At 71.4% G+C, this 21,446-nt stretch carries 22 protein-coding genes; 10 read left to right on the top strand and 12 right to left on the bottom strand.

Translation table 11 applies throughout. The features are described 5' to 3' along the window. Nucleotides 1-3: 3 nt before the first annotated feature. Both Aco04nite_RS10265 and Aco04nite_RS10260 read right to left on the bottom strand, forming a co-directional pair. Nucleotides 4-465 (bottom strand): GNAT family N-acetyltransferase, encoded by a 462-nt coding sequence (locus Aco04nite_RS10265; protein WP_244875865.1) that lies wholly within the window; start codon nucleotides 463-465, stop codon nucleotides 4-6. A 45-nt stretch (nucleotides 466-510) separates the two neighbouring features. Then, entirely contained in the window at nucleotides 511-1,086 is a 576-nt protein-coding gene (locus Aco04nite_RS10260) for a TetR/AcrR family transcriptional regulator (RefSeq protein ID WP_212996960.1), read from the bottom strand. 56 nt (nucleotides 1,087-1,142) lie between these two features. Between Aco04nite_RS10260 and Aco04nite_RS10255 the strand changes: the two genes are divergently transcribed. Further along, nucleotides 1,143-2,039 carry an alpha/beta fold hydrolase gene (locus Aco04nite_RS10255; protein WP_212996959.1) on the top strand — a complete coding sequence of 299 codons (897 nt, stop codon included), beginning with the start codon at nucleotides 1,143-1,145 and terminating at the stop codon, nucleotides 2,037-2,039. A 19-nt stretch (nucleotides 2,040-2,058) separates the two neighbouring features. On the opposite strand, the gene Aco04nite_RS10250 is transcribed toward Aco04nite_RS10255, so the two are convergent. From Aco04nite_RS10250 to Aco04nite_RS10240, 3 genes are read right to left on the bottom strand one after another with little or no spacing between them, the layout of a single operon-like run. Then, nucleotides 2,059-2,622 carry a redoxin domain-containing protein gene (locus Aco04nite_RS10250; RefSeq protein ID WP_212996958.1) on the bottom strand — a complete coding sequence of 188 codons (564 nt, stop codon included), beginning with the start codon at nucleotides 2,620-2,622 and terminating at the stop codon, nucleotides 2,059-2,061. 47 nt (nucleotides 2,623-2,669) lie between these two features. After that, the gene (gene trxA / locus Aco04nite_RS10245) at nucleotides 2,670-3,110 is read right to left on the bottom strand and encodes a thioredoxin (RefSeq protein ID WP_212996957.1); all 441 of its coding nucleotides are present in this window, start codon (nucleotides 3,108-3,110) and stop codon (nucleotides 2,670-2,672) included. Between the two features lie 35 nt (nucleotides 3,111-3,145). Continuing rightward, nucleotides 3,146-5,698, bottom strand: a complete 2,553-nt coding sequence (locus Aco04nite_RS10240) for a CHAT domain-containing protein (RefSeq protein ID WP_212996956.1) — start codon at nucleotides 5,696-5,698, stop codon at nucleotides 3,146-3,148. A 162-nt stretch (nucleotides 5,699-5,860) separates the two neighbouring features. Between Aco04nite_RS10240 and Aco04nite_RS10235 the strand changes: the two genes are divergently transcribed. Then, nucleotides 5,861-7,204, top strand: a complete 1,344-nt coding sequence (locus Aco04nite_RS10235; RefSeq protein WP_212996955.1) for a S8/S53 family peptidase — start codon at nucleotides 5,861-5,863, stop codon at nucleotides 7,202-7,204. A 105-nt stretch (nucleotides 7,205-7,309) separates the two neighbouring features. Here Aco04nite_RS10235 and Aco04nite_RS10230 read toward each other — a convergent pair whose 3' ends face one another. Continuing rightward, nucleotides 7,310-7,759, bottom strand: coding sequence for a MarR family winged helix-turn-helix transcriptional regulator (locus Aco04nite_RS10230; protein WP_212996954.1), 450 nt, complete (start codon nucleotides 7,757-7,759; stop codon nucleotides 7,310-7,312). A 58-nt stretch (nucleotides 7,760-7,817) separates the two neighbouring features. On the opposite strand from Aco04nite_RS10230, the gene Aco04nite_RS10225 reads away from it, so the two are divergent. Further along, nucleotides 7,818-8,186 (top strand): VOC family protein, encoded by a 369-nt coding sequence (locus tag Aco04nite_RS10225; RefSeq protein WP_212996953.1) that lies wholly within the window; start codon nucleotides 7,818-7,820, stop codon nucleotides 8,184-8,186. Between the two features lie 119 nt (nucleotides 8,187-8,305). On the opposite strand, the gene Aco04nite_RS10220 is transcribed toward Aco04nite_RS10225, so the two are convergent. The 4 genes from Aco04nite_RS10220 to Aco04nite_RS10205 all read right to left on the bottom strand — a co-directional run bounded on the left by Aco04nite_RS10220 (nucleotide 8,306) and on the right by Aco04nite_RS10205 (nucleotide 10,582). Next, complete coding sequence (locus Aco04nite_RS10220; protein WP_212996952.1) at nucleotides 8,306-8,836, bottom strand: hypothetical protein; 531 nt, start codon at nucleotides 8,834-8,836, stop codon at nucleotides 8,306-8,308. A 52-nt stretch (nucleotides 8,837-8,888) separates the two neighbouring features. Further along, entirely contained in the window at nucleotides 8,889-9,482 is a 594-nt protein-coding gene (locus tag Aco04nite_RS10215) for an RNA polymerase sigma factor (protein WP_212996951.1), read from the bottom strand. A 185-nt stretch (nucleotides 9,483-9,667) separates the two neighbouring features. Next, the gene (locus tag Aco04nite_RS10210; RefSeq protein WP_212996950.1) at nucleotides 9,668-10,249 is read right to left on the bottom strand and encodes a class I SAM-dependent methyltransferase; all 582 of its coding nucleotides are present in this window, start codon (nucleotides 10,247-10,249) and stop codon (nucleotides 9,668-9,670) included. Between the two features lie 57 nt (nucleotides 10,250-10,306). After that, entirely contained in the window at nucleotides 10,307-10,582 is a 276-nt protein-coding gene (locus tag Aco04nite_RS10205; protein WP_212996949.1) for a hypothetical protein, read from the bottom strand. A 165-nt stretch (nucleotides 10,583-10,747) separates the two neighbouring features. Between Aco04nite_RS10205 and Aco04nite_RS10200 the strand changes: the two genes are divergently transcribed. Further along, complete coding sequence (locus tag Aco04nite_RS10200; protein ID WP_212996948.1) at nucleotides 10,748-11,449, top strand: hypothetical protein; 702 nt, start codon at nucleotides 10,748-10,750, stop codon at nucleotides 11,447-11,449. 54 nt (nucleotides 11,450-11,503) lie between these two features. Here Aco04nite_RS10200 and Aco04nite_RS10195 read toward each other — a convergent pair whose 3' ends face one another. Continuing rightward, nucleotides 11,504-12,952 carry an MFS transporter gene (locus tag Aco04nite_RS10195; protein ID WP_212996947.1) on the bottom strand — a complete coding sequence of 483 codons (1,449 nt, stop codon included), beginning with the start codon at nucleotides 12,950-12,952 and terminating at the stop codon, nucleotides 11,504-11,506. A gap of 153 nt (nucleotides 12,953-13,105) precedes the next feature. On the opposite strand from Aco04nite_RS10195, the gene Aco04nite_RS10190 reads away from it, so the two are divergent. Then, nucleotides 13,106-13,762, top strand: coding sequence for a TetR/AcrR family transcriptional regulator (locus Aco04nite_RS10190; RefSeq protein WP_244875864.1), 657 nt, complete (start codon nucleotides 13,106-13,108; stop codon nucleotides 13,760-13,762). 237 nt (nucleotides 13,763-13,999) lie between these two features. Here Aco04nite_RS10190 and def read toward each other — a convergent pair whose 3' ends face one another. Then, nucleotides 14,000-14,539: a peptide deformylase gene (gene def / locus Aco04nite_RS10185; RefSeq protein WP_212996946.1), complete on the bottom strand. Its 540-nt coding sequence runs from the start codon at nucleotides 14,537-14,539 to the stop codon at nucleotides 14,000-14,002. Between the two features lie 124 nt (nucleotides 14,540-14,663). Between def and Aco04nite_RS10180 the strand changes: the two genes are divergently transcribed. From Aco04nite_RS10180 to Aco04nite_RS10160, 5 genes are all read left to right on the top strand, one after another. Beyond that, nucleotides 14,664-16,886 (top strand): putative bifunctional diguanylate cyclase/phosphodiesterase, encoded by a 2,223-nt coding sequence (locus Aco04nite_RS10180; protein ID WP_212996945.1) that lies wholly within the window; start codon nucleotides 14,664-14,666, stop codon nucleotides 16,884-16,886. Nucleotides 16,887-16,966: 80 nt separating this feature from the next. After that, a complete protein-coding gene (locus Aco04nite_RS10175) occupies nucleotides 16,967-17,476 on the top strand; it encodes a LysR family substrate-binding domain-containing protein (RefSeq protein ID WP_212996944.1) in 510 nt (169 codons plus the stop codon). Between the two features lie 127 nt (nucleotides 17,477-17,603). Further along, a complete protein-coding gene (locus tag Aco04nite_RS10170) occupies nucleotides 17,604-19,472 on the top strand; it encodes a glycoside hydrolase family 9 protein (protein WP_244875910.1) in 1,869 nt (622 codons plus the stop codon). Next, on the top strand, nucleotides 19,469-19,942 hold the full coding sequence (locus Aco04nite_RS10165) for a hypothetical protein (protein ID WP_212996942.1): 474 nt from the start codon (nucleotides 19,469-19,471) through the stop codon (nucleotides 19,940-19,942). The genes Aco04nite_RS10170 and Aco04nite_RS10165 overlap by 4 nt, the downstream gene beginning before the upstream one ends. A gap of 52 nt (nucleotides 19,943-19,994) precedes the next feature. Next, nucleotides 19,995-20,993, top strand: coding sequence for an SEC-C domain-containing protein (locus tag Aco04nite_RS10160; RefSeq protein ID WP_212996941.1), 999 nt, complete (start codon nucleotides 19,995-19,997; stop codon nucleotides 20,991-20,993). Nucleotides 20,994-21,446: the final 453 nt, after the last annotated feature.

The following is a 21,446-nucleotide window of genomic DNA, read 5'->3' as shown; positions in this document are numbered from 1 at the left end:
CGACTATCGGACGTAGTGTCGCAGCCGGACGGTTTCCCCACGCGGACCGTTCCAGCCGGCGGTCGTCATGTGCGTGTACCGCCAGCCGGTGGCCTCGTAGAACGCGACCGCGGACGAGTCCGGCCGGTCGACGACGTCGAGGATCAGCCGGCCGCCGGACCACACACTCACGTGGTCCAGCAACGCGCTGGCAACCTTCATCCGCCGGGCCGCGGGCGCCACGAACAACCGGGTGACCTCCCGGCCGTTCTGCACAGCGACATGCCCGTCGATCACACCGGGTGAGCTATAGGCGACCCAGGCCTGGTCCAGCCGCGGATGGTCCAGCCACCCCACGGGATCCGACGGCCACTTCATCGGATAACCGCTCGCGAGGCGCACCTCACGCAACGCTTGCACACACAGCTCGAGGTCCTCGGACCGCCGGGCCCGGATGGTCAAAGGCCGGATAGTCAGGTTGCTCACCCCGACATCATGAAGCACCCCTGATCACCCGTCCCCACGAGGCGGTCAGGGCCTACCGGGGATGCGGGCGGCGGCTGCGGCGACGGTTGCCAGATCCTCGGCGGAGAAGCCGGCGCGGCTCAGCACCGCGAGGGATTTGTTTGTTGCCAGGGTGCACAGCGCGAGCTCTGCCGCCCGCTGCTCATCGGCACCCGCCGCGAGGAACGCCTGCGTCAGCATCGCCCGTAAGCCGTCGATCATGGTCCGGACCATGGTCTGACCCTCCGCGTCGAGGGCGGGGAACTGCGTTGCCGAGACCGTGAGCAGGCAGCCGTCCGGGACCGTGGGGTCGGCGATGCGGTTCAGGGTGACCTGGAGGTAGTCGGATATGACGGCGCCCGGGTCCGGGTGGGGGGCGGTGAGGGCCTGGTAGTACAGCGGGTGGTAGGTCTGGGCGTACCGTTCGAGGCTTTTGCGGAAGAGGGTGCTCTTGTCGCCGAACGTGCCGTAGAGCGAGCCGCGGCCCAGGCCCGTGCCCTCGGTGAGGCGGTCGATCGAGGCTTCCGAGTAGCCCCAGCGCCAGAACACGTGCATCGCGCGTCGTAGCGCCTCGTCCACGTCGAATTGCTTGCGGCCCGCCATGCTCGTCAGCCTACACATCTTGTACTGATCGTTCAAAGATGGGTATCGTCGCCGGCATGACATATCTGAGTTCGTTGCGGTTGCCCGAGGGGTTCACCGACGTGTTCACCAGCCGGATCGTGGAGGTGGACGGGCTGCGGCTGCACGCGGTGACCGGCGGGGACGGCCCGCCGGTGCTGCTGATCGGCGGATGGCCGCAGACCTGGTACGCCTGGCGGGAGGTCATGCCCGCGCTCGCCCGCGAGCACACCGTCGTGGCCGTCGACTCGCGTGGGGCCGGGCTCTCCGACAAGCCCGACGACGGTTACGACGCCGGCACGCTGGCCGCTGATCTGGTCGCGCTGATGGCCGCACTCGGGCACGACCGGTTCGACGTGGTCGGTCACGACATCGGCATGTGGACCGGGTACGCCCTCGCCGCCGATCACCCGGAGCGGGTGGGCAAGCTCGCCGTCGTCGACGCCATCATCCCCGGCGTCACGCCGACCCCAGAGTTCTTCAGCCCGGCCGCGGTCAGCCAGCGGTTCTGGCACTTCGGCTTCAACCGGCTCGCCGACCACCTCGGCGAGGACCTCGTCCGGGGACGGGAGCGGCTGTTCTTCGGCTACCAGTTCACCCAGAAGGCCGCCACCCCGGAGGCGATCCCCGCGTACGCCGTCGACGTCTACGTCGATGCGATCGTCGCGGATCCCCGCGGGCTGCGGGCGAGCTTCGCCTACTACCGGGCGCTGGACGAGACGATCGCGCAGAACGAGCAGCGCATGAAGACCCGGCTGACGCTACCGGTGCTCGCCGTCGGCGGCGCGCTCTACACCGGTGCGTCGGCCGCCGGCACGATGCGGCTGGCGGCCGACGACGTCACCGGGGTGGTCCTCGACGATTGCGGCCATTACGTGGCCGAGGAGCAGCCGGCGCAGTTCACCCGGATCCTGGAGGGCTTCCTCGACGGCTGACCCCTCCGGCCGATCGTCCTCAGAGGGCGGAGACCGCCTCGATGATGGCGGCGGCGCCGATGCGGGCGGAGGGGTCGGCGCTGACGTCGGTGAAGCGGACCGTGGCCGTGCGGTCGACCACCACGACGGCCGGGTACGGCAGGGTGGAGCGGCCGGTCGCGAGGGCCGGGGCTGATTCGGGACTGCTGTAGCCGAGGTTGAACGCGTCGATCAGGGTGTGCCGGGGGTCCGCGGCGACCAGCAGGCCCGTCAGGTCGAGGCGGTGCTTGAGCTCGGCGAGGCGTTCCGGGCGCTGCGGGCTGACGGCGACCAGGTGGGCGTCCAGGCCTCGCAGATCCCGGTCGTACGCAGCGAGCGCCTCGGCACTGCCCGGGGAGCCGGCGTGACCGAAGAAGATCAGGACGACGGGGCCGGTGTCGAGCAGGCGGTGCAGGAAGATCGGGCCCAGGTCCGCCTCGAGGAGCGGCAGGTCCGGCACCCGGGCGCCCGGGGAGATCATGCGTTCCCAGACGGCGTCGCGTTCCAGCTGCCGGCGGAACGCTGCGTCGGTAGCCGGTTTGGGGTGGGCCGAGGTGACGGTCATGGATTCAGGATACCTGGTCATTTCCTATTAGGATAATAGGTTAACGGTTAGTGGACCGTGGGTGCGGCGAGGCCCTGCTCGACCCAGCGGCGCAGCATCGCGGCCGGTGCTGCGCCGACCTGGCGGGCGGCGACGTGGCCGTCCCTGATCAGCATCAGGGTCGGCACGGCCTGCACGGCGAAGCGCTGCGACAACCGGGGGGCGTGGTCCACGTTGACCTTGACGAGCTTGACCTGTCCGGCGAGGTCCCGGGCCACCTGTTCGAGTGCCGGGCCGACCGCGCGGCACGGCCCGCACCACGGTGCCCAGAAGTCGACCAGGACGGGCGTCGAGGACTGCTCGGCCACCTCGGCGAACGTGTCGTCGCCCGCGTCGACGATCCACGGCAGGGCCGCCCGGCACTTGCCGCAGACGGGTTTACCGGCGGCGGTCGCCCGCACGCGGTTGCGCTGCCCGCACGAGGCGCACGCGACGATGTCAGAAGTCACGTCAGGAACAGACACCGCGACAACCAAGAAAATTCCTAACCCGGACCGTACGCCGTGAGCCCGTACCACGCGACGTACTCCTCCGCGCCGCCCTCGGCCAGCGCGGCGCGGGCGTGCCGGACGGCCTGCGGCATGGTGTCGCCGCGGGCGAGGCGCTGATGCAGGACGGTCATGGCGCCCGTGCTGGCGCCGTCGGGGATCGGTACGTCGGCGGCGGCGATGCCGGTGCTGCCGTGCGACATCATGGCGCTGGCGAAGCCGAGGACCTCGTTACCGCCGTACGGCTGCTGCGCCCCGGAGTGGCAGGAGGCCAGCACCAGCCGGCGCGGGGCCATCCCGTGCGCGAGCATCTCGTAGAGCGTGAGCGGGCCGTCGGCGAGCTGCAGCGCGGAGAACAGCGGGCTGTCGGAGCGGAACCGGCCGTGGCACGCGAAGTGGGCCAGCTCCACGTCCTTCACCAGGGCGACCGTCGCGGCGGCCGTGCTCTGCGGCGGGAGCAGGGCGCGGGCCCGGTCGTGCTCGGCGGCGACCGCCTTGACCTCGGCTCCCGCGCCGTCCAGGTCGGGGCCGCCGATGACGGCCACCCCGCGCGCTCCCCCGGCCGGCAGGATCCGGCGAGCGTGTGCCCAGAGACCCGCGGAAGGCGACACCGACACGGGGGCCGGATGCAGAGCCGACCACGGTACGCCGAGCAGGTGCGTCGACGGCACCACGACGAGCGGGACATCGGCGGGTACGCCGGCCGGGGCGACCAGCAGCCGGGCCAGCGCGTCGATCGCCTCCTGGGTCGCCGCACGGGCCGCGGCCCCGAACCGGGTGCCGCTGAGCAGCCGGCGCAGCCCGAACTCCGCCGCGGCGACCTCCTGGTTCATCGGAGCCACCGGGCCGAGCTCGACGACGCGGGTCCGGCGGGGTTCGACCACGACCGCCAGTGCCCGGTCGCCGATCACGGCGTACTCGATGAGCCATTGACCGTCCAGGGCGCGCCGCAACCCGGCCAGGCTCGTCGGGGAGGCGGCCTCACCGCCGACACCCTCGTCCCCGGTCCAGGAGCGGCGCCGGATGCGGGCCTCCAGCGCGCTCTGCCGGGCCAGCAACCCGGCCGGTTCCTCGCCGCGGGCCAGCCGGGCGTCGCGGAGCTCCTGCTCGACGCTGCGCAGCGCGACGACGTCCTCGTCGACGCCGGTCGCCGGGGGGTGCACGCGCAGCAGGGCGGCGGCGCGGGTGCGTTCGAGCCACTCGAAGATCCGGCCGGCCGAGCCGTTCGGCAGCAGGGTGCGCAGGCCCAGCTCGCCCAGCTCGGCACCGTGCCCGGAGGCGAGGACCCGCAGTTCCAGCGACGGGAGGGCGGCGCGGTGCCGGGCCAGTTCACGCAGGCCCCGTACGCAGTCCCGCAGCACGTCGCCGGAATCCTCGGCGTCCGCGAGCAGGGCCCGGGCGAGGTGCCCGCGCAGGCGTACCAGCAGGGACTGGCCGTCCGCGAGGTCACCGACCGCGGAGAGCTCGCGCCGCGCGAAGTCCGGGCGGTTCAGGGCGATGGCGGCGCGACCGGCGGCCAGGTGCGCGTACGCGGCCTCCTCGCGCAGGCCGAGCCGTTGCAGCGTGGCCGCGGCCCGCCGCAGCCTGTGCAGCACCGGCGTCGAGTCACCCTCCAGGGCGGCCTGCGCCTCCGCCTCCGCCACGCGCGCCCGGGCGGCCCAGGCGGGGCGGCGCTGACGGCGGAAGTCGCGGGCCGCGGTCTGCGCGTCGGCCAGGGCGGTCGCCGGGTCACCCAGCTCCAGCGCGAGCCGGGCACATCGCAACCGGGCCTCGGCGGCCATCAGCCGGGCGCCGTGGCGTTCGAACTCGACACTCGCGGAGCGTGCCGCGGCCATCGCCTCGTCGAGCAACCGCAGATCGCGCAGCACGTCGGCGTACTCCACGTGGTGCTCGCCCAGCGGCAGCCCCGCCGCCGCGTGCAGCCGCCCGGCCTCCTCGAACAGGCGCACGCTCTCGGCGAGCCGGCCGGCGTGGTAGCTCGACCAGGCCCGCCCGTTCGCGATCACGGCCGGCAGCCGGGTGCCCAGGCCCGCGGCCAGCTCGGCGGCGCGCTCCAGGTAGCCGAGCGCCTCCTGCGGGCGGCCCAGCAGCGTCTGCACGTTGGCCAGGTTGTTGGCCGCCTTCACCCAGACGAACGGCGGGCAGGCCGGATCCTGCAGCAGCTGCTCGTACGCGTCGGCGGCGGCCTGGATGCGGCCCCGGTTGTGATCGAGGACGGCGAGCTGGAACCGCAGGTCGGGTAGCTCCGCGTGATCCACGAGGGGTTCCGCGCGGTGCAGGTCACGGGCGGCCGCCTCGTAGCGGCCCAGCTCCTGCAGCGCCATCGAGCGGGTCATCAGCAGGTCGCCGAGGCGCCGGTCGAGGCCGCAGTGAGCGGCGAGGCGTACCCCTCGGCTCAGAAGTTTCCGGGCGCCCTCGTTGTCGAGATTGACGTGCCGCACCCAGGCCAGGGCACGCAGGCTCACCACCAGAGCCTCGCTGTCACCGGCCGAGGTGGCGGACGCCACGAGTTCTTCTGCCTCTCCGGCGTATCTGACCGGATCGAGCACGACTCTGTTGTAGGCGGCGTCAGCCCGTTCACTCAGATCCACTACAGAACTCAGATCCACAACCGACCGTCTTCCGTTCCGCCGGCCCCCATGGTCCACCGCCCCGGATGACGTGAGGGATAAAGCCGCCGTCAGACTACCGACGACAAGGGAGAAGAATCCATGACCGTTGCGTCCCGCTGGCCACTGCCGGACCGGCGTACAGCCGAACAGCTCGCGCACGACAAGGAAGCCGTCCGCAAGCAGGTGACCTCGCTGACGACGCCCAACGCCGACGACGACGCCCGGGTCGCCCAGGAGGTCTTCGTCGAGCGGATCCAGCGGCGCCAGCTCGCCGCCCCGGCCGACCACGCCACGCCGTTCCTGCACTTCGTGCCACGCAGCGGCACCCGCGCGGTCCTCGCCGTGGCCAACGAGCTCGTCGTCGACGCCGGGCCCGATGAGCTCGACGGACTGCTCCCCGGATATGCGCCGGCCGACCGGGCCGACCGCAGCCCCCGCCGGCGCACCCGCGTCCTGCGCAGCGAGGGCCGCAAGAACGTCACCGAGCTGCGCGCCGACGCCAAGCGCCTGCGCGACGAGAAGAAAATCATGGCGAACGTCAACTCGATCGTCCCGCTCGGCTACGTGATCAAGGGGAATTCGTACCCGGGCAGCACCGTCGCCCCGGCACCGTTCGCCGCCCAGGGCGCGGGGGCCCCGGTGCGGGTCGCGGTGATCGACACGGGCATCACCGCGGAGGCCCGCAGCGACGGCTGGGACACCGGCGTCGTCCGCGAGGGCACCGACCCGGTCAACGTCCTCGCCCCGCTCGACCGCATCGACTGGTTCGCCGGCCACGGCACGTTCGCGGCCGGCATCGTGCGCCAGATCGCCCCCGACTGCGAGGTCGTGGTCTACCGCTTCACCAGCACCGACGGCCTCGGCACCGACGAGGCCGCGGCCGACATGATGATCAAAGCCGCGGAGGACGCCAACGGCGGACGCCTCATCATCAACGCCTCCTTCGGCGCCCCCGCCGTCGACGGCGTCCCGCCGCTGGCCATGCAGGAGGCGGTCGCCCACATCGCCGCGGAGCACCCGCAGGTCCTGATCGTGGCGAGCGCCGGCAACGACGGCAAGGACCTGCCGCTCTACCCGGCGGCGTTCCCGGGCGTCAAGGCCGTCGGCGCGCTCAACAGCGACCTCACCCCGGCCAACTTCTCCAACCACGGCTCCTGGGTCCACTGCTCCACGGTCGGCGTCGGCATCGTCTCCACCTTCGTCGAGGGCAAACTCCCGCCGGAGGACCACATCGGCGACGACGTCACCTTCGGCCAGGACCCGTGGGCCACCTGGAGCGGCACCTCGTTCACCGCACCCCAGATCAGCGCGGCGGTCGCGGCCCTCTGCGGCGAGAACGCCACCCTGACCCCGAAGGCAGCCTTCGACCAGCTGGTCACCGGCCGCCCGGGTGTTCCGGAGCTGGGCACCGCGGTGCACCTGCTCCCCGGCACGCCGCTCTGACCCTTACCCCGCACAACGAACACCGGCCCGGGACCACCACGCGGTCCCGGGCCTTTCCCTGTCCGGCGTCGCTCTGTCCGGCGTCGCTCTGGACCGGCGTCGCGGTCAGGCGGTGTCGCGCAGGGATCGGATCATGCTCTGCAGGAGCCGGAATGCTTCTGACTGCTCGGGGCCGGTCATGCCGGCCAGCATCCTGACCTCGACGGACCGGACCGCCGCCGTGGCCTTCTCCAGGCTCTGCCGGCCCAGCGGAGTGAGACGCGTGGGGAGAATTTTCCCGACGGGGGCCTCCGCGGGCCGGGTGACGTAGCCCTCCCGCTCCAGGGCCTGGAGCAGCACGTTCATCGACTGCCGGGTCACGAACGCGCCCCGCGCGAGCTCGGAGTTCGACAGGCCCGGCCGTTGCGCCAGCAGCTCGAGGCAGGCGTAGCGCGTCACGTTCATCCCGAACGGGCGCAGTGCCTCCTCCATGGCCGCGCGCAGGGCGCTCGACGCCTCTTTCAGCAGGTAGCCCAGTGACGTCTCCAGGTCGACGCCGGTGCTGTCTTGACTCATGTCAGCATTCTGACATAAGCTCCGTGTCAGTTAACTGACACATGCGAAGGAGCCTCACATGCCGGTCACCGGCCCCGACTTCATCTCCCTGCAGGCCCGCGACCTCGCCACCTCGCAGGCGTTCTACGAGCAGTATCTCGGCCTCGTCCGCTCGCCGGCCGGGCCGCCGCACGCCGTGGTCTTCGAGACGAAGCCGATCGCGTTCGCACTCCGCGACATCGTTCCCGGCACCGACCTCGCCGCCGTCGCCCAGCCCGGCATCGGCGCGGCGATCTGGCTCCATGCCACCGACGTCCAGGCCATTCACGACGCTCTCGCCGCCGACGGTCACCCCATCGTCTCCGCACCGATCGACGGCCCGTTCGGGCGCACGTTCACGTTCGCTGACCCCGACGGCTACCAGATCACCCTGCACGACCGCGCCTGAACCAACCTGCACGACCGCGCCTGAACCAACCTGCACGACCGCGCCTTGGGATGACCTGGCCCTCTTCGCCGCAGGGACCTGGGTCCGTCACGGCGAAGAGGCGCAGTGTCGGTGATCTGTCAGACGAGGGTCCACTGGGTGGCGACGGCGGGGGATCCGGCGCGGCGCAGGGTGAGGCTCATCGGGCCGGGCAGGACGTCGTCGATGATGAACAGGCCGCGGCCGTCGGCGTCGACGCTGCGGGCCTGGGCGCCGGCGGTCTGGCGTACCTCGATGGTTGCCGGGCCCTGGGGGGCGAGATGGCCGGTGAGCCGGCGCCGGGTGCCGACGGCCTCCACCTGCACCGCGATGACCACCTCGTCGCGGCCGCGCGCGTCGACGACCTGGAACGTGAGCTGACGCGGCTGGGGTGCCGCACCGGGCCCGCGCACCGCCATCGCCCGGCTGCCCGCGGGCTCGGCCGACTCGCTCTCCGAATCCTCCACCAGCGCCGCGAGCTCCGCGTCGAGGGACCGCAGGATGAAACTCGCCTTCGCGAGCGCCACGGCCCCGTCCGGGGCCGGGTCCGCCTCGATGAACATCGCCTCCAGCCGGGCCAGCAGCAGCCCGTCCTCCGGCGACAGCTCGTCGGGCTCGATGGGTTCGGTCACGGTGTCTCCTCGGGGCGGGGGGAAAACGCGTTGCGTGGCGCGCTCGTCACTGTCACGATTCCCGAGTTTCGCCGTCGATACCTTCTGTCAGGAATCGGCGCAGTTGATTCAGGCACCGCTTGCGCGTCGGCCCGAGGCTGCCGATCGGCATGTCCAGCGCGGTGGCGGCCAGCTCGTACGACGGGCGGCGGTCCTCCGCGTCGACCACGAGTACCCGCAGCACCTGCTGGCAGCGCGTACCCAGCTGGGAGAAGGCCCCCCACAGCTCGGAGTCCCGGGCCGCCGTCAGCACCGGCCGCTCCGGGTCCCCGTCCGGCCCGGCCTCCCGGTCGAGCAGCCAGGTGTCGTCCACGGGTTGCGTACGCCGGCCGCGCCGCAGCGTCGCCCGGGCCTCGTTCCGGCAGGTCGTGCCCAGCCAGGCACCGAACCGGTCGGGGTCGCGCAGCGCGGCGAGATTCTCCAGCGCACGCAGCCACGTCTGCTGGAAGACGTCCGCCGCGTCCGCCTGGCCCAGGTTGTGGACCCGGCAGATGGCCCAGACCCGGCCGCTGTAGCGGTCCACGATCCGATTCCAGGCAGCATGATCACCGCCGAGGGCCTTGCCGACGAGCAGGGCCATGTCGTCGGCCGGCTCGCTGTCGCTCATCGTCTCCTCCGATGCCGCCGCCCCGCCACGCCCCGCACGGCACCACCCCGGTCCACAGGGTCCCCGCCCGGAACGCCCATCGGCGACCGTAGATATACCAATTCACCATAGACCAAACACATGTCCCGGTTACCGACACGACACGGTGGACCCCGACCCCGAATCCGGTGTCCCATCCCGCCCCATCAGCGGACCCAGGCTAGTGACCCACCGTCACGACCCCACGAGCCCCCCACCCTCATCGCCGGAACAGCCGCAGCCGCAGCCCCCCAAACGCCCCGATATCCGTCGGCACCGGATCGCCCGGCCCGCTCCCAGTCCCGCAACCGCCCTCGCAGGACGCTGAGTGACGGCGGGCCCGGCCCGTCGGCGACGATCACCCCGTCGCTCCCGGCCATCGCGGCCGACGTCGTCGTGCCGTGCCCGGCGGCGCGCGTCCCGTCACGCAGGGAAGCGGTGCTGAGCTGCGGATCCCCGAGCGCCGAACACCCCGCTGTCCACGATCGCCGGTCCAGCGGGGCATGCCGGCAGACCTCGGTGTGCGCGGGCTCCACGAGCAGGTCGAGTCCGCCCACGGCCAGCTGCTCGATCCGGGCCCGCGGCAACTCCGGTGGCGTGCACCATCCGACGATCCGGTCGTACGGAGCGTTCCGCGGAAACCCGCCCATCCCGTCAGCGACAGGGAAGGCAGCGGTGGTCACATTCCGCTGATGGTGCATGAGGTTGGCCCACCCGACCAGACGCCCACCGACGTCGACACCGGTCACCCTCCCCATTGGCGACCGGTGCGGTCAGCATTGCCGCGCCGGTCGCCGGGTGTTTCGTCAGGGCCGGAAAGCCCCCATCACGGGCGCCGGGTCGAACCGGTCCGGTGAGATGCCGCCGTCCATGGCGGCCATCATGCCGCCGCCCTCCGCGGGTGTGTCCAGCGGCGGTTCGACGGGCCCGTCGATCGGCAGGTCCATGGCTGTCACGGCCGATCCGGCGTCCGCCACGGAGTCACCGAATGCCTCGGCGACCGCCTCCACGACGCTGCTCACGGCATCGCCCACCAGCTCTCCGACCTCGTCGAAGAGGAACTCCAGAAGAAGATCGAGCATCGCGTTCCGTCCTTTCTGTCGGTTGATGAATGCAGTCGCTGCCGGCGTGACAACTCGTACGTTCGCAACCGGTGAAAGGATCAGAAGGATCACCGTTCAATAGAATTAGGAAATTGATCGCATGCCGCACCGATAATGATCGATATCGGCTGGCACCATGTATCCGTGATGCCCATACTGATCATTCTGGTGCTGGCCGGGGCGGCCATCACCGTCGTCGGCGGAGTGCTGGCGAATTGGCTCGACCGGCCCGGCTGGGCCAGGCCGGAACGAGGCGGGGCGAGGCGGGTCGTCATGGCACTCGCCCTGATAGTCGTCGCAACCGCCGCGGTGGGATTCGCCATTGATAACGAGAAAAGCGAATCCAATTCCGGGAACCCGGGAAATCAGTCGGCTTCCCGGACGGCGGAGGCGACAGCGGAGGTGACGCCGGAGGTGACGCCGAGCGGGGATCCCAGCCCGGTCCCGAGCCGCGGCACCTCGAAGGCGACCTTCCTCGCGAAGGCCGAGAAGGCGTGCGCGGACCATCGCAGCGACGTCTCCACAGCCATGCCGGACCGGTCCCAGGAGCCCGGAGACTTCGGCGCCTGGCTCACCACGATCACCACCGGCAACCAGAGGCTGCTGGACACCCTCGCCGCCCTGAGCCGCCCGCCCGCGGACAAGGACCTGCTGACTGACCTCTTCGCGCAACGGACCCGGGCGAACGACGTCTTCCTGCAATCGGCCGGCGCCTTCAAGGTCGGTCAGGCGGTGACCGGTGAGCAATTCCTGAGCAGTGCGTCCGACATCGAGGCCGAATACCGTAGCGAGGCCAAGGAGTACGGCTTTCGCATCTGTGTCGGCTCGGACACCCCTGGCCGGTAACGACACACTCCTCCTCTTTCGCGGCACGACCGGCAAAAGAGGAGGAGGGCGTTGTCAGTCGGTGAGGGCGGCGTCCGCGGTGGTGGAGGAGCGTGGGATGACCGTGGCGAGGGCTGCGGCCAGAACCGCCGCGCCGGCACAGATGGCGAACAGGGTGCGGTAGGCGGTGAGGGACGGGAGGGCGTGGCCGGCCAGGGCGATGGTCTGGGCGGCCAGGATGGCGCCTCCGATGGCGCTGGCGAGGGAGCTGCCGACGCTGCGGAAGAGGGTGTTCAGGCCGTTGGCGGCGGCCAGCTCGGAGCGGGGGGTGGCGTGCATGATCAGACCGGGCATGGCGGCGTACGCGATGCCGGTGCCGGCTCCGGCGATGGTGGCGCCGAGGATGACCTGCCAGAGGTGGTCCGTGAGGACGATGCGGGTGCCGAAGCCGGCGGCGATGATCAGGGCCCCGACGGTGAGGGCGGTGCGGGGCTTGAGTTTGGCCGAGACCGGGGAGAGCAGCAGCATCATCAGGCCGCCGGGGAGCATGCAGAGCCCGCCGACCAGGATGGACGAGCCGAAGCCGTACCCCGTCGCGGCCGGGGCCTGGACGTAGGAGGCCGTGCCGATCAGGGTGGCGAAGAGGGCGAAGCCGACGCAGAGCGATGCCAGGTTGGTCAGCAGGACCGACGGCCGGGCGCTGGTCCGCACGTCGACCAGCGGGGACTTGAGGCGCAGTTCCAGCAGGACGAACGCGGCGAGCAGGACCACGGCGAGGACCAGCAGGCCGACGGTCAGCGGGTCGGTCCAGCCCCAGGATTCGCCCTGGGCGAGCGGGAGCAGCAGGGACAGCATCGCGGCGGCCAGCAGCAGGGTCCCGGGGATGTCCATCGTGCCCTTGGCGGTGCGCTCCGGCTCGGGAACCATGCGCAGGATCGCGGGGACGACCAGGATGCCGCCGACGACGCAGATCCAGAACAGCACGTGGTAGTCGGCGTACTGGGCGACGAGGCCGGCGAGCGGGAGGCCGAGGGCGCCGCCGACGCCGAGCATGGCGCTGATCAGGGCGATGCCCGAGCGGGAATGCTCGCGGGGCAGGATCACGCCGACGAGGCTGATGGCGAGCGGGATGGTCGCGGCGGACAGGCCGACGACCGCGCGGCCGGCGATCATCATCGGCAGGTTGGTGGAGACGGCGCAGATGAGTGAGCCCGCGATCAGCGCGCCGAGGGCGACGAGCAGCATCTTGCGGGTGCCGTAGAGGTCACCGAGGCGCCCGAAGGTCGGGACGGCGACGGCACCGACGAGCAGGGTCGAGGTGAAGATCCAGGCGATGCCGTCGGCGGAGGCGTCGAGCTCGACGCCGAGTTCGGACATGACCGGGATGAGCAGCGACTGGGTGAGTGAGACCATCAGCGCGGCGAGACCGATCACCAGCACGACGGCGATCTGCCGGCCGGACCAGGACCCCTTCGCCGGTACGGGGGCCGCGGCCGGGGCGGCGAGTTCGGCGGCTCGGGACATGTGGAGGCTCCAACATCGGGACGCGGAAGTGGCAGGATGTGCCACGAGGCAGACAGTGCCACTTGTATGTTGCAGGGAGATGGCCGCACGGCGATTCTGAGAGCGGCGTCACAACCGGCCGGGACAGCGAGAGGGAGCGCGCTCATCACTACGTTGAGGGACCGCAAGCGCGAGGAGGCCCGCGCGTCGACGGTGGCTGCCGCGTGGCGGCTGTTCGTCGAGCGTGGGTACGACCACGTGACGGTCACGGACATCTGTGCGGCGGCGGACATCGCACCGCGTACGTTCCATCGGTATTTCGCCAGTAAGGAGGACGTGGTCGCCGAGCCGGTGCGGTTGATGGGCCGGTTGGTGATCGACTACCTGGCGGCGGCGCCGGGCGGGCCGTCGGACACCGAGGTGCTGCGGCTCGCGATGCTGGAGCTGGGCCGGTTCGCGATCGATCACCACGACTGGCTGGCCGGGCTGCGGTTCGTGGTCCAGGGGTCGCAGCATCTGCGGGCGACCAGCGTCGGGATGCGCCCCGATCAGGAGAGCGAGATCGCCGCGCTGGTGGCGGCCCGGGGCCCGGGGCCGCGCGAGGTGGACTGGCGGCTGCGGCTGCGGGTCGTGGCGACCGTGGGGGCGTTCCGGGTCTGGTACGACGAGTATTTCCGGTCGGCGCCGGCCGACCCGCTCGCCCATCTCGAGGAGGTCCTGCTCGCCGTGGCAGCCGAGTGGCGTGACGACCGCGCACCGGGCCTGGACGGAAACACGGGCGGCGAGGGGATCACGGGAGACGGGGAAATCACGGGAGGCGGGGGAAATTAAAGCGCCGCTGCGAATTCCACGGGGGAAGAACTCGCAACGGCGTAGGGACAACGATACTCGATGGATACCGCGACCGTCCAATCGGGTCGGTCGCCGTGGTCCGATCGGTCAGGATGGGCCGGTCGACCGGGGGCCGAACGGTCAGCCGATCGTCGCCGGCTGAAGGCCCCGGCACGCCCTGGGAGGCGTCATCACGTGAGCTCCGGGGTCCCGGTGGTGCGGCGCGGACGCGGGTGATCAGTGGGGGCTGGTGCGGACCTCCGGCATCGGCAGGCCCTCGGCCCAGGCCGCCGCGCGGATCGTGGCGAGCAGCTGGTCGCGCTGCTCGGGGCGCTGGCGGTCGATGAAGAGCACACCGTCGAGGTGATCGGTCTCGTGCTGCACGCAGCGGGACAGCAGGCCCTCGCCGACGAGCTGGATCGGGTCGCCGTGCTTGGTGTAGCCCTTGGCGACGACGTTCATCCGGCGGCGGGTGTCGAGGTAGATGCCCGGGATGGAGAGGCAGCCCTCGGGGCCGTCCTGATCCTCCTCGTCGGGGAACTCGAGGACCGGGTTGACGAGGTGGTCGAACTCGCCGTCGCTGATCTTCGGGTTCAGCGCGAAGACCCGCAGGCCGACGCCGAGCTGCGGGGCGGCCAGCCCGGCGCCGCCGGTGGAGATCAGGGTCTCGCTGAGGTCGTCGACGAGCTTGCGCAGCTCGGCGTCGAAGTCGGAGACGGGGACGGCGGCCTCGCGCAGCACCGGATCGCCGACGAGCCGGATGGGCAGAACAGTCATGGCGTCCAAAATACGGCGCCGCCACGACGGTTGCAGATCGGGTGCAACAGTCACGACGGCTGTGAGACGGGCCGCTGCCGACCGATGAGACGCGTGGAAAACCACTACGGCGGAGGACGGGTCGATGCTCGGACGGCTGCCCCGCAGCGCGCTGGGGCTCATCACTCTCACCGTGCTCGGGCAGGGCGTGGCGCTGACCAGCCCGGCAGCGCGTACCGCCGTGCTCGGGGTGTCGCTGCTGGCGCTCGATGCGCTCGGGCTGGCGTACAGCATCAGGGCTGCCCGCCGGACCGCCACCCGGACCACCTGGCTGCTGGCGGCCGCCGGCCGCGGTCTCTCGCTGGCCAGTACGATCAGCTTCGCCGTCAACGAGCTGACGGGCCGGGAGCCGTGGTTCTGGGTCGCGGTTCTGTGCGGGCTGAGCATGTTCCTGAGCCTGACCGGGGCCGCGCTGTCGGTCTCGGCGCAGCGCCTCGACGCTCGCGAGCGTCTCGCCTTCATCGCCGAGGTCGTCACCGTACTGAGCAGCGGATTCATCCTGGTCTGGTATTTCGTGCTGGCCCGTTCGGTGCGCACCGAACCCGACCTGCGCTGGCTGTTCGACGTCGGTTATCCGCTGGGCACCCTGCTGCTGCTCGTGGCGGTCAGCGCCGTGCTGCTGCGGGGCGCGGTGGCCCGCCTGAACCGGCCGCTGATCGTGCTGCTGGCCGGGATCCTGCTCTACGCCGTCGCCGACACCGTGTTCTCGGCGCTGCGCGTGCAGGGTCAGGCGGCCGAGCACTCCCCGCTCGCGTCCGCCAGCCTGGTCATCGCCTCGCTGATCATGACCGTGGCCGCCATGCAGCAGTGTTCCGCCGCGACCGACGACGATCTGCCCGGCACCGCGCGCATGCCGGCCTGGTCGACGCGGCTGCCGTACGTGGCGGTCGGCTTCGGCAACGCGCTCCTGGTCGTCGTCACCATCCGCGAGCACGCGTTCCTGCTCTGGGGCGGACTGACGATCGGTCAGACGGCGATGACCACCGCGCTCGCCGTACGCCAGCTGATCTCGTTGAGGGACAGCCGCCGCATCAACGTCACCGACACCCTCACCCGCCTCGCGAACCTCACCGGCATGCGCCAGGCCCTGGACCGCGCCGAGCAGCGCCGAGATCCGGCAGCGCTGATGCTGCTCGACCTCGACGGCTTCAAACAGGTCAACGACCGGCTCGGGCACGACGCCGGGGACCGGGTGCTGGTCGAGTTCGCCCGGCAGCTGAACACGACGGTGCGCCGCGGTGATGTGGCCGCCCGGGTCGGCGGCGACGAGTTCGTGGTGCTGCTGAGCGGGGTCACGAACGAGGGCGAGGCCGTCGCCGTCGCCGAGCGGGTGCTCGCGACCCTCGCCGGCACCCCGCTGGAGATCGGCGGCGAATGGCTCACGATCCGCTGCAGCATCGGCATGGCGCTGTCCCGGCCCGGCGACACGGCCAAACAACTCCAGCACCGGGCCGACGTCGCCATGTACGAGTCGAAGCGCGCCGGAACGCACGGCTGGCGCATGTTCCACCCGGAGATGACCGACCGGCGCGACCGGGACGCCGCACTCGCCGACGCGCTGGTGACGGCGGCCGGCGACGGGCAGTTCGGGCTCGCGTACCAGCCGCTGGTCGATCTGAGCACCGGCAACCCGGTCGCCGTCGAGGCGTTGCTGCGCTGGGAGCACCCGGTCCTCGGCCCGATCTCCCCGGCCGAGTTCGTCCCGATCGCCGAACGCACCGGCGCGATCACCGGCATCGGCCGCTGGGTCCTGGAAGAGGCGTGCCGCCAGGTGCAGCAGTGGCGGATGTCCGGCGCCGGCGACCTCTACGCGAGCGTCAACGTCTCGGCCCGCCAGCTGCAGGAACACTCGTTCCTCGGCGACGTGATCACCGTCCTGCACCGCACCGGGCTGCCCGCCGAGGCGCTGGTCCTGGAGATCACCGAGTCCGCGATCGTGGACGAGGAGGTCGCGATCCCGGCCCTGGAGGCCCTGCGCCGGCACGGCATCCGGGTCGCGGTCGACGATTTCGGTACGGGCTACAGCTCGCTCCACCTGCTCACCCAGCTCCCGGTCGACGTCCTCAAGATCGACCGCAGCTTCGTGGCGAAGCTCGACGGCACGACGCGTGGTGCCGGTGTGGCCGAGGCGGTGATCCGGCTGGCTCAGGTGCTCGGGCTCAGCACCGTCGCCGAGGGGATCGAGACGACGGCTCAGGTCGCGGAGCTGCAGTTGCTCGGGTGCTCGGTCGCGCAAGGGTATCTGTTCGCGCGGCCGATGCCGGCGGCGGATTTCACGGCGTCACTGGTCGAACGCGCCCGGGCCTGATCACGCGGTGCCGGCCGTGAAGATCAGAGGGCCATCTTCATGAAGACGCTGGCTCGGGCGTACGGCGCCAGGGGGATCTCGTGGGGGCTGACGTGACGGCGCAGGTCATCGACCGGTTGCTGACCGGCGAGGTTGATCTCGGGGTGGTCCGGGACGCGGACCCGCACGACGATCTGGTGGCCACCGCGTTCGCCACCGAGTCCTTCGTCGCCATCCTGCCGGCCGACCACCCGCACGCCGGTGACCAGGCGATCGATGCCGGGATCCTGCGGGACGACCCGTTCGTGTTCTTCCCGCGGGCCGCCGGGGAGCGGGCGTACCAGAGCAACCTCCGCCCGTGCCTGGAGGCCGGCTACATCCCGCGGATCGTGCAGGACGCCAGCAGCTGGACCACGGTGACGCATCTGGTCGCGGCCGGGCTCGGGGTGACCATCGCGCCGGCGAGTGTGTCCGCGGTCGCGCCCTCCTCGGTGCGCGTTCTGCCGATGACCGGCACCGGGGCGACCACCGAGGTGCAGATCCTGCGCCGCCGGGATGACAGCAGAATCACCTCGACGAGCTTCGGCGCCGCTCAAGTCACCCACCGTTAGGTCGTGTGCAATTTAGTTGTGCACAACTAAATTGCACACAACTAAATTGTGCGCAACACAACGGCGAGCGGCCCGTACAAAATGTCCGTCTCGCGGAGTTCGGCAGCGACAAGAATGCATCGTCGTGATGCTCTTGGGAACCCGGCTCCGCCGCCTGCTCGTGCTGCCGCTGATCGTGGTGCTCCTGCCAGTCGGCTCATGCGGCTCCAGCCACCCGGAGGCGGACGCGTTCATCCGGGTGGACCAGATCGGCTACGCCCCCGGCGAGCAGAAGATCGCCGTCCTGATGGCCCCGCGCGACGCCGCAGGGGCACGGGCGACGGTGATCGACGCCTCCGGCGACAAGGTGCTGGACGCGACGATCGGTGCCCGTCGCGCCGGCTGGAACGACCGGTTCCCCGACGTACGCCCGGTGGACCTGAGCGCGCTGACCCGGCCGGGCACGTACAAGATCCGCGTCGAGGGCGGCGTGCGCGCTGAGTCCGTACCCTTCCGGGTCGGGAACTCGCTCTTCGATCCGCTGGTCCGGGACGCCGTCGGATATTTCCAGGCGCACCGCGACGGCGCCGACCAGGTCAGCGGGCCGTTCCAGCGGCAGCCGGCGCATCTGGCGGACCGGGCGGCGACGATCTACGAGACCCCGGACTTCGACGACGACGGGACACTGACCGGGGAGCTGACCGGGTCGGGCGGGCCCGTCGACGTGGAGGGGGGCTGGTACGACGCCGGGGACTTCCTGAAGTTCACGCACACCACGGCGTACGCGCTGATCGCCATGCTCGTGGTGCAGCGGGACGGCAGCGCCGTGGACGGCCTGGCGGCGGAGACCCGGCACGGCCTGGACTGGCTCACCAAGATGTGGAACCCGCAGGCCGGGGTCCTCTACACCCAGGTCGGGATCGGCAGCGGCCTGAGCGGCTCCTTCCTGGGCGACCACGACACGTGGCGGCTCCCCCAGGCCGACGACCAGCTCGACGTCCAACCCGGCGATGACCAGTACTACCAGCGGTACCGGCCGGTCTTCCGCGCCGCGGCCTCCGGGGAACCGCTCAGCCCCAACCTCGCCGGCCGGGTCGCCGCGGCGTTCGCCCTCGCCGCCCAGGTCCGCACCGGCACCGACCGGGCCCTCGCCACGCGCTACCTGGCGCTCGCCGCCCAGATCTACGACGCGGCCGGCTCCGGCGGAGACACCTTGGTCACCGCTGAACCCCGCAGCTTCTATCCCGAGGACAGCTGGGCCGACGACATGGCCCTCGGCGCCACCGAACTCGCCCTCGCCGGCGCCGGTCTCGGTGACCCCCGGACCGCGGAATGGCTCCGGACGGCCTCGAGCTGGGCGTCCGGCTACATGGAGGACGGCGGCACAGAAACACTCTCCGTGTACGACGTGAGCGTCCTCGCCGACGCAGAGCTCGCCCGGATCCCGGGGGCAGACACCGACGCCCTCCGCGCCGACCTGGAACACCGCCTCGACGCTGCGGTGAAAGCCGCCGCCACGAACCCGATGAGCGCGGCCGCGGGGAACGGCGGATCCGACTACGCCGCGCGGCAACTCGGGTTCACCGCAGCGGCGGAGCTCTACCAGCACACGTTCCACGACAACAGGTACGCGGCGTTCGCGACGGCCCAGCGCGGTGTGGTCCTCGGCGCGAACGGGTGGGGCACCTCGCTGGTCGTCGGGGCCGGGACGACGTACCCGCGATGCCCGCACGATCAGATCGCCTCCCTGGCCGGGACGTCCGCGCGGATGACCGGCGCCGTGGTCAACGGCCCCAACGACGCGGACCGCGTCCTTGAACTGCTCGACGGCCCGGAACCCAGCCCGTGTGCGACGGGCTCCCTGGCGGCGTTCGACCGCGATGATGCCCACTACGTCGACGACACCCGCGTCTCCGCCACCAACGAACCCTCGATCGACTTCACCGCCACCGGGCTGCTCGCCTTCGCCCTCATCGGCCGTTTGACCGCGGCGCCCCCGGGAACACCTGGTTCATGAACACGGGATTCCTCGCCGGAGCAGCAGCGGGCGCCGCGGGCACGGCCGCATTGAACGCGGCGACCTACGTCGACATGGTGGTGCGTGGCCGGGCCGCCAGCCGGACACCCGAGCGGACCGTCGAGGCCATCGAGGACCGGCTCCCCGTCACGGTGCCCGGCGCCGGCGATGAACGGCAGAACAGGGTCAGTGGCCTCGGTAGCCTCACCGGCATCCTCACGGGAGTCGGGATCGGCGCGGCGTTCGGGTTGCTGCGGGGTGCCGGGGTGCGCCCACCCGTACCCGTAGGAGCGCTCCTCGCCGGAGTGACAGCGATGGCCTCGACCGACGTGTCCATGGCCAAGCTGCGGGTGACCGACCCGCGAAGCTGGTCAGCGACGGACTGGGCCGGTGACCTGGTCCCCCACCTGATCTACGGCGCCGTCACCTACGCCACCCTCCATGCCCTGGACCGCCGCGGGCTTTCGTGAATGAGACTTAGATCAACCGACATCGGTACGCTGTGCGCAGTAGCGTGGCGATGTGCCGACAAAAGCTGACCTGACCAGCGCTGACCTCACCGAGATCCGGCAAGCCGCCCTGGGCGCCGCCGATCCGCTGGGCATCGCCGCCGACCTGGCCGACGCCGCCGAAACGGGCCGCCTCGCCGATCCCGACGACGCCGGTCACGCGCTCACCCTCGCCGCCGAGATCGCCGAGAGCCGCTCCAAGCTCGACGCCGCCCTTGGCTACGCGGAACGAGCCATCGCCTCATACGCCACACCGGACGACACGAAGGCCGGCGCTGCCCACGCGTTGCACGCCCGCCTGCTGTTCCGCTCCGGCCGCGACGACGAGGCCCTCGCCGAGCTCGAGCCCCTGCGCCCCCTGCTGACCGAGGTTCCGGACGCCGCGGCGTACATCACCGCGGCCCTGGCCGCCGGCGGCCGCAGCAGGGTCATCATCGCCGAGCAGTGGCTCACCGAAGCCGTGAAGAAGGCCCTCGCCGGCCGCGCCACCGAGCCGTCCAGCGCCGACGACGCCGGCCTCACCTTCTTCCTCCTCCAGCAACGCCACCGCGTCCGCCACACCCTCGGCCTCCCCCACGACGCCAACGACAACCTGGCCGACCGCCTCGAGAACAAGCTCGCCGCCACCACCGCCCGCGCAGCCGCCGAGCCCGCCGACGACCTGCTGTTCTGGCCCCAGGCCGAGTTCGACCGCATGCTGACCACGTGGCCCGCCCTCGCCCAGCCCTACGGCGCCACCTGGGACGACCACCGCGCCCACCTCGAACGCGAACTGGTCCGCCTGACCTCCGCCGGCCGCACCGGCCTCACCCTGCTCCCCGCCACGGTCACCGGCCTCACCGGCTTCGCCGGCACCGACAACGACCCGGCCGACCCGAAAACCCGCGCCGGCTATGCGAACCAGCAGGCCACCCGCGCCGGCCAGATCACCTGGCCCCCGGAGCGCAACGGTGCCTGCTGGTGCGGCTCCGGCAACAAGTACAAGAAGTGCTGCCTGCCCCGCTCCCGCTGAGCTCCGCCAGGCGGGCCCGCCTGTCACGCCAGGTCTGAATTCCACCAAGCGGGCCCGCCTGTCACGCTCCATCTGAGTTACAACAGGCAGGCCCGCCAGTCACACCCGATCTGGGTTACAGCAGGCAGGCCCGCCAGTCACGCCCGATCTGGGTTACACCCGCCTACCTGTTCGACCTGGCCCGGCAGCGGCCCCGCACCGCGGACAGACCCGCCGCCGCGTCGCCGTGATTTGCCCGGCTCGTCGCCGTTCCGTCGCCGATGCCGGCCATGCGGCAGCAGGCCCGACGGTCGCCTCCCGCTGAGTTCCACCTCGCGGCCCTGCCTGTCGCGCTCCCGCTGCATCACCGAGCGGCCCAGCCTTCCCGGCAGAGCAGCCTTCCCGGCAGAGCAGCCTTCCCGGCAGAGCAGCCTTCCCGGCAGAGCAGCCTTCCCGGCAGAGCAGCCTTCCCGG

The sequence above is a fragment of the Winogradskya consettensis genome, from assembly GCF_018332715.1.
Taxonomy (GTDB): domain Bacteria; phylum Actinomycetota; class Actinomycetes; order Mycobacteriales; family Micromonosporaceae; genus Actinoplanes; species Actinoplanes consettensis.
Note: the sequence above shows the minus strand (reverse complement) of the source record. Positions and strands in the feature narration are given on the sequence as shown.

Coding starts and splice junctions, on each gene's coding strand:
- Aco04nite_RS10260 (WP_212996960.1), bottom strand. CDS start 1,086: ATGGCGGGCCGCAAGCAATTCGACGTGGACGAGGCGCTACGACGCGCG.
- Aco04nite_RS10255 (WP_212996959.1), top strand. CDS start 1,143: ATGACATATCTGAGTTCGTTGCGGTTGCCCGAGGGGTTCACCGACGTG.
- Aco04nite_RS10250 (WP_212996958.1), bottom strand. CDS start 2,622: ATGACCGTCACCTCGGCCCACCCCAAACCGGCTACCGACGCAGCGTTC.
- Aco04nite_RS10235 (WP_212996955.1), top strand. CDS start 5,861: ATGACCGTTGCGTCCCGCTGGCCACTGCCGGACCGGCGTACAGCCGAA.
- Aco04nite_RS10230 (WP_212996954.1), bottom strand. CDS start 7,759: ATGAGTCAAGACAGCACCGGCGTCGACCTGGAGACGTCACTGGGCTAC.
- Aco04nite_RS10225 (WP_212996953.1), top strand. CDS start 7,818: ATGCCGGTCACCGGCCCCGACTTCATCTCCCTGCAGGCCCGCGACCTC.
- Aco04nite_RS10215 (WP_212996951.1), bottom strand. CDS start 9,482: ATGAGCGACAGCGAGCCGGCCGACGACATGGCCCTGCTCGTCGGCAAG.
- Aco04nite_RS10205 (WP_212996949.1), bottom strand. CDS start 10,582: ATGCTCGATCTTCTTCTGGAGTTCCTCTTCGACGAGGTCGGAGAGCTG.
- Aco04nite_RS10195 (WP_212996947.1), bottom strand. CDS start 12,952: ATGTCCCGAGCCGCCGAACTCGCCGCCCCGGCCGCGGCCCCCGTACCG.
- def (WP_212996946.1), bottom strand. CDS start 14,539: ATGACTGTTCTGCCCATCCGGCTCGTCGGCGATCCGGTGCTGCGCGAG.
- Aco04nite_RS10180 (WP_212996945.1), top strand. CDS start 14,664: ATGCTCGGACGGCTGCCCCGCAGCGCGCTGGGGCTCATCACTCTCACC.
- Aco04nite_RS10170 (WP_244875910.1), top strand. CDS start 17,604: ATGCTCTTGGGAACCCGGCTCCGCCGCCTGCTCGTGCTGCCGCTGATC.
- Aco04nite_RS10165 (WP_212996942.1), top strand. CDS start 19,469: ATGAACACGGGATTCCTCGCCGGAGCAGCAGCGGGCGCCGCGGGCACG.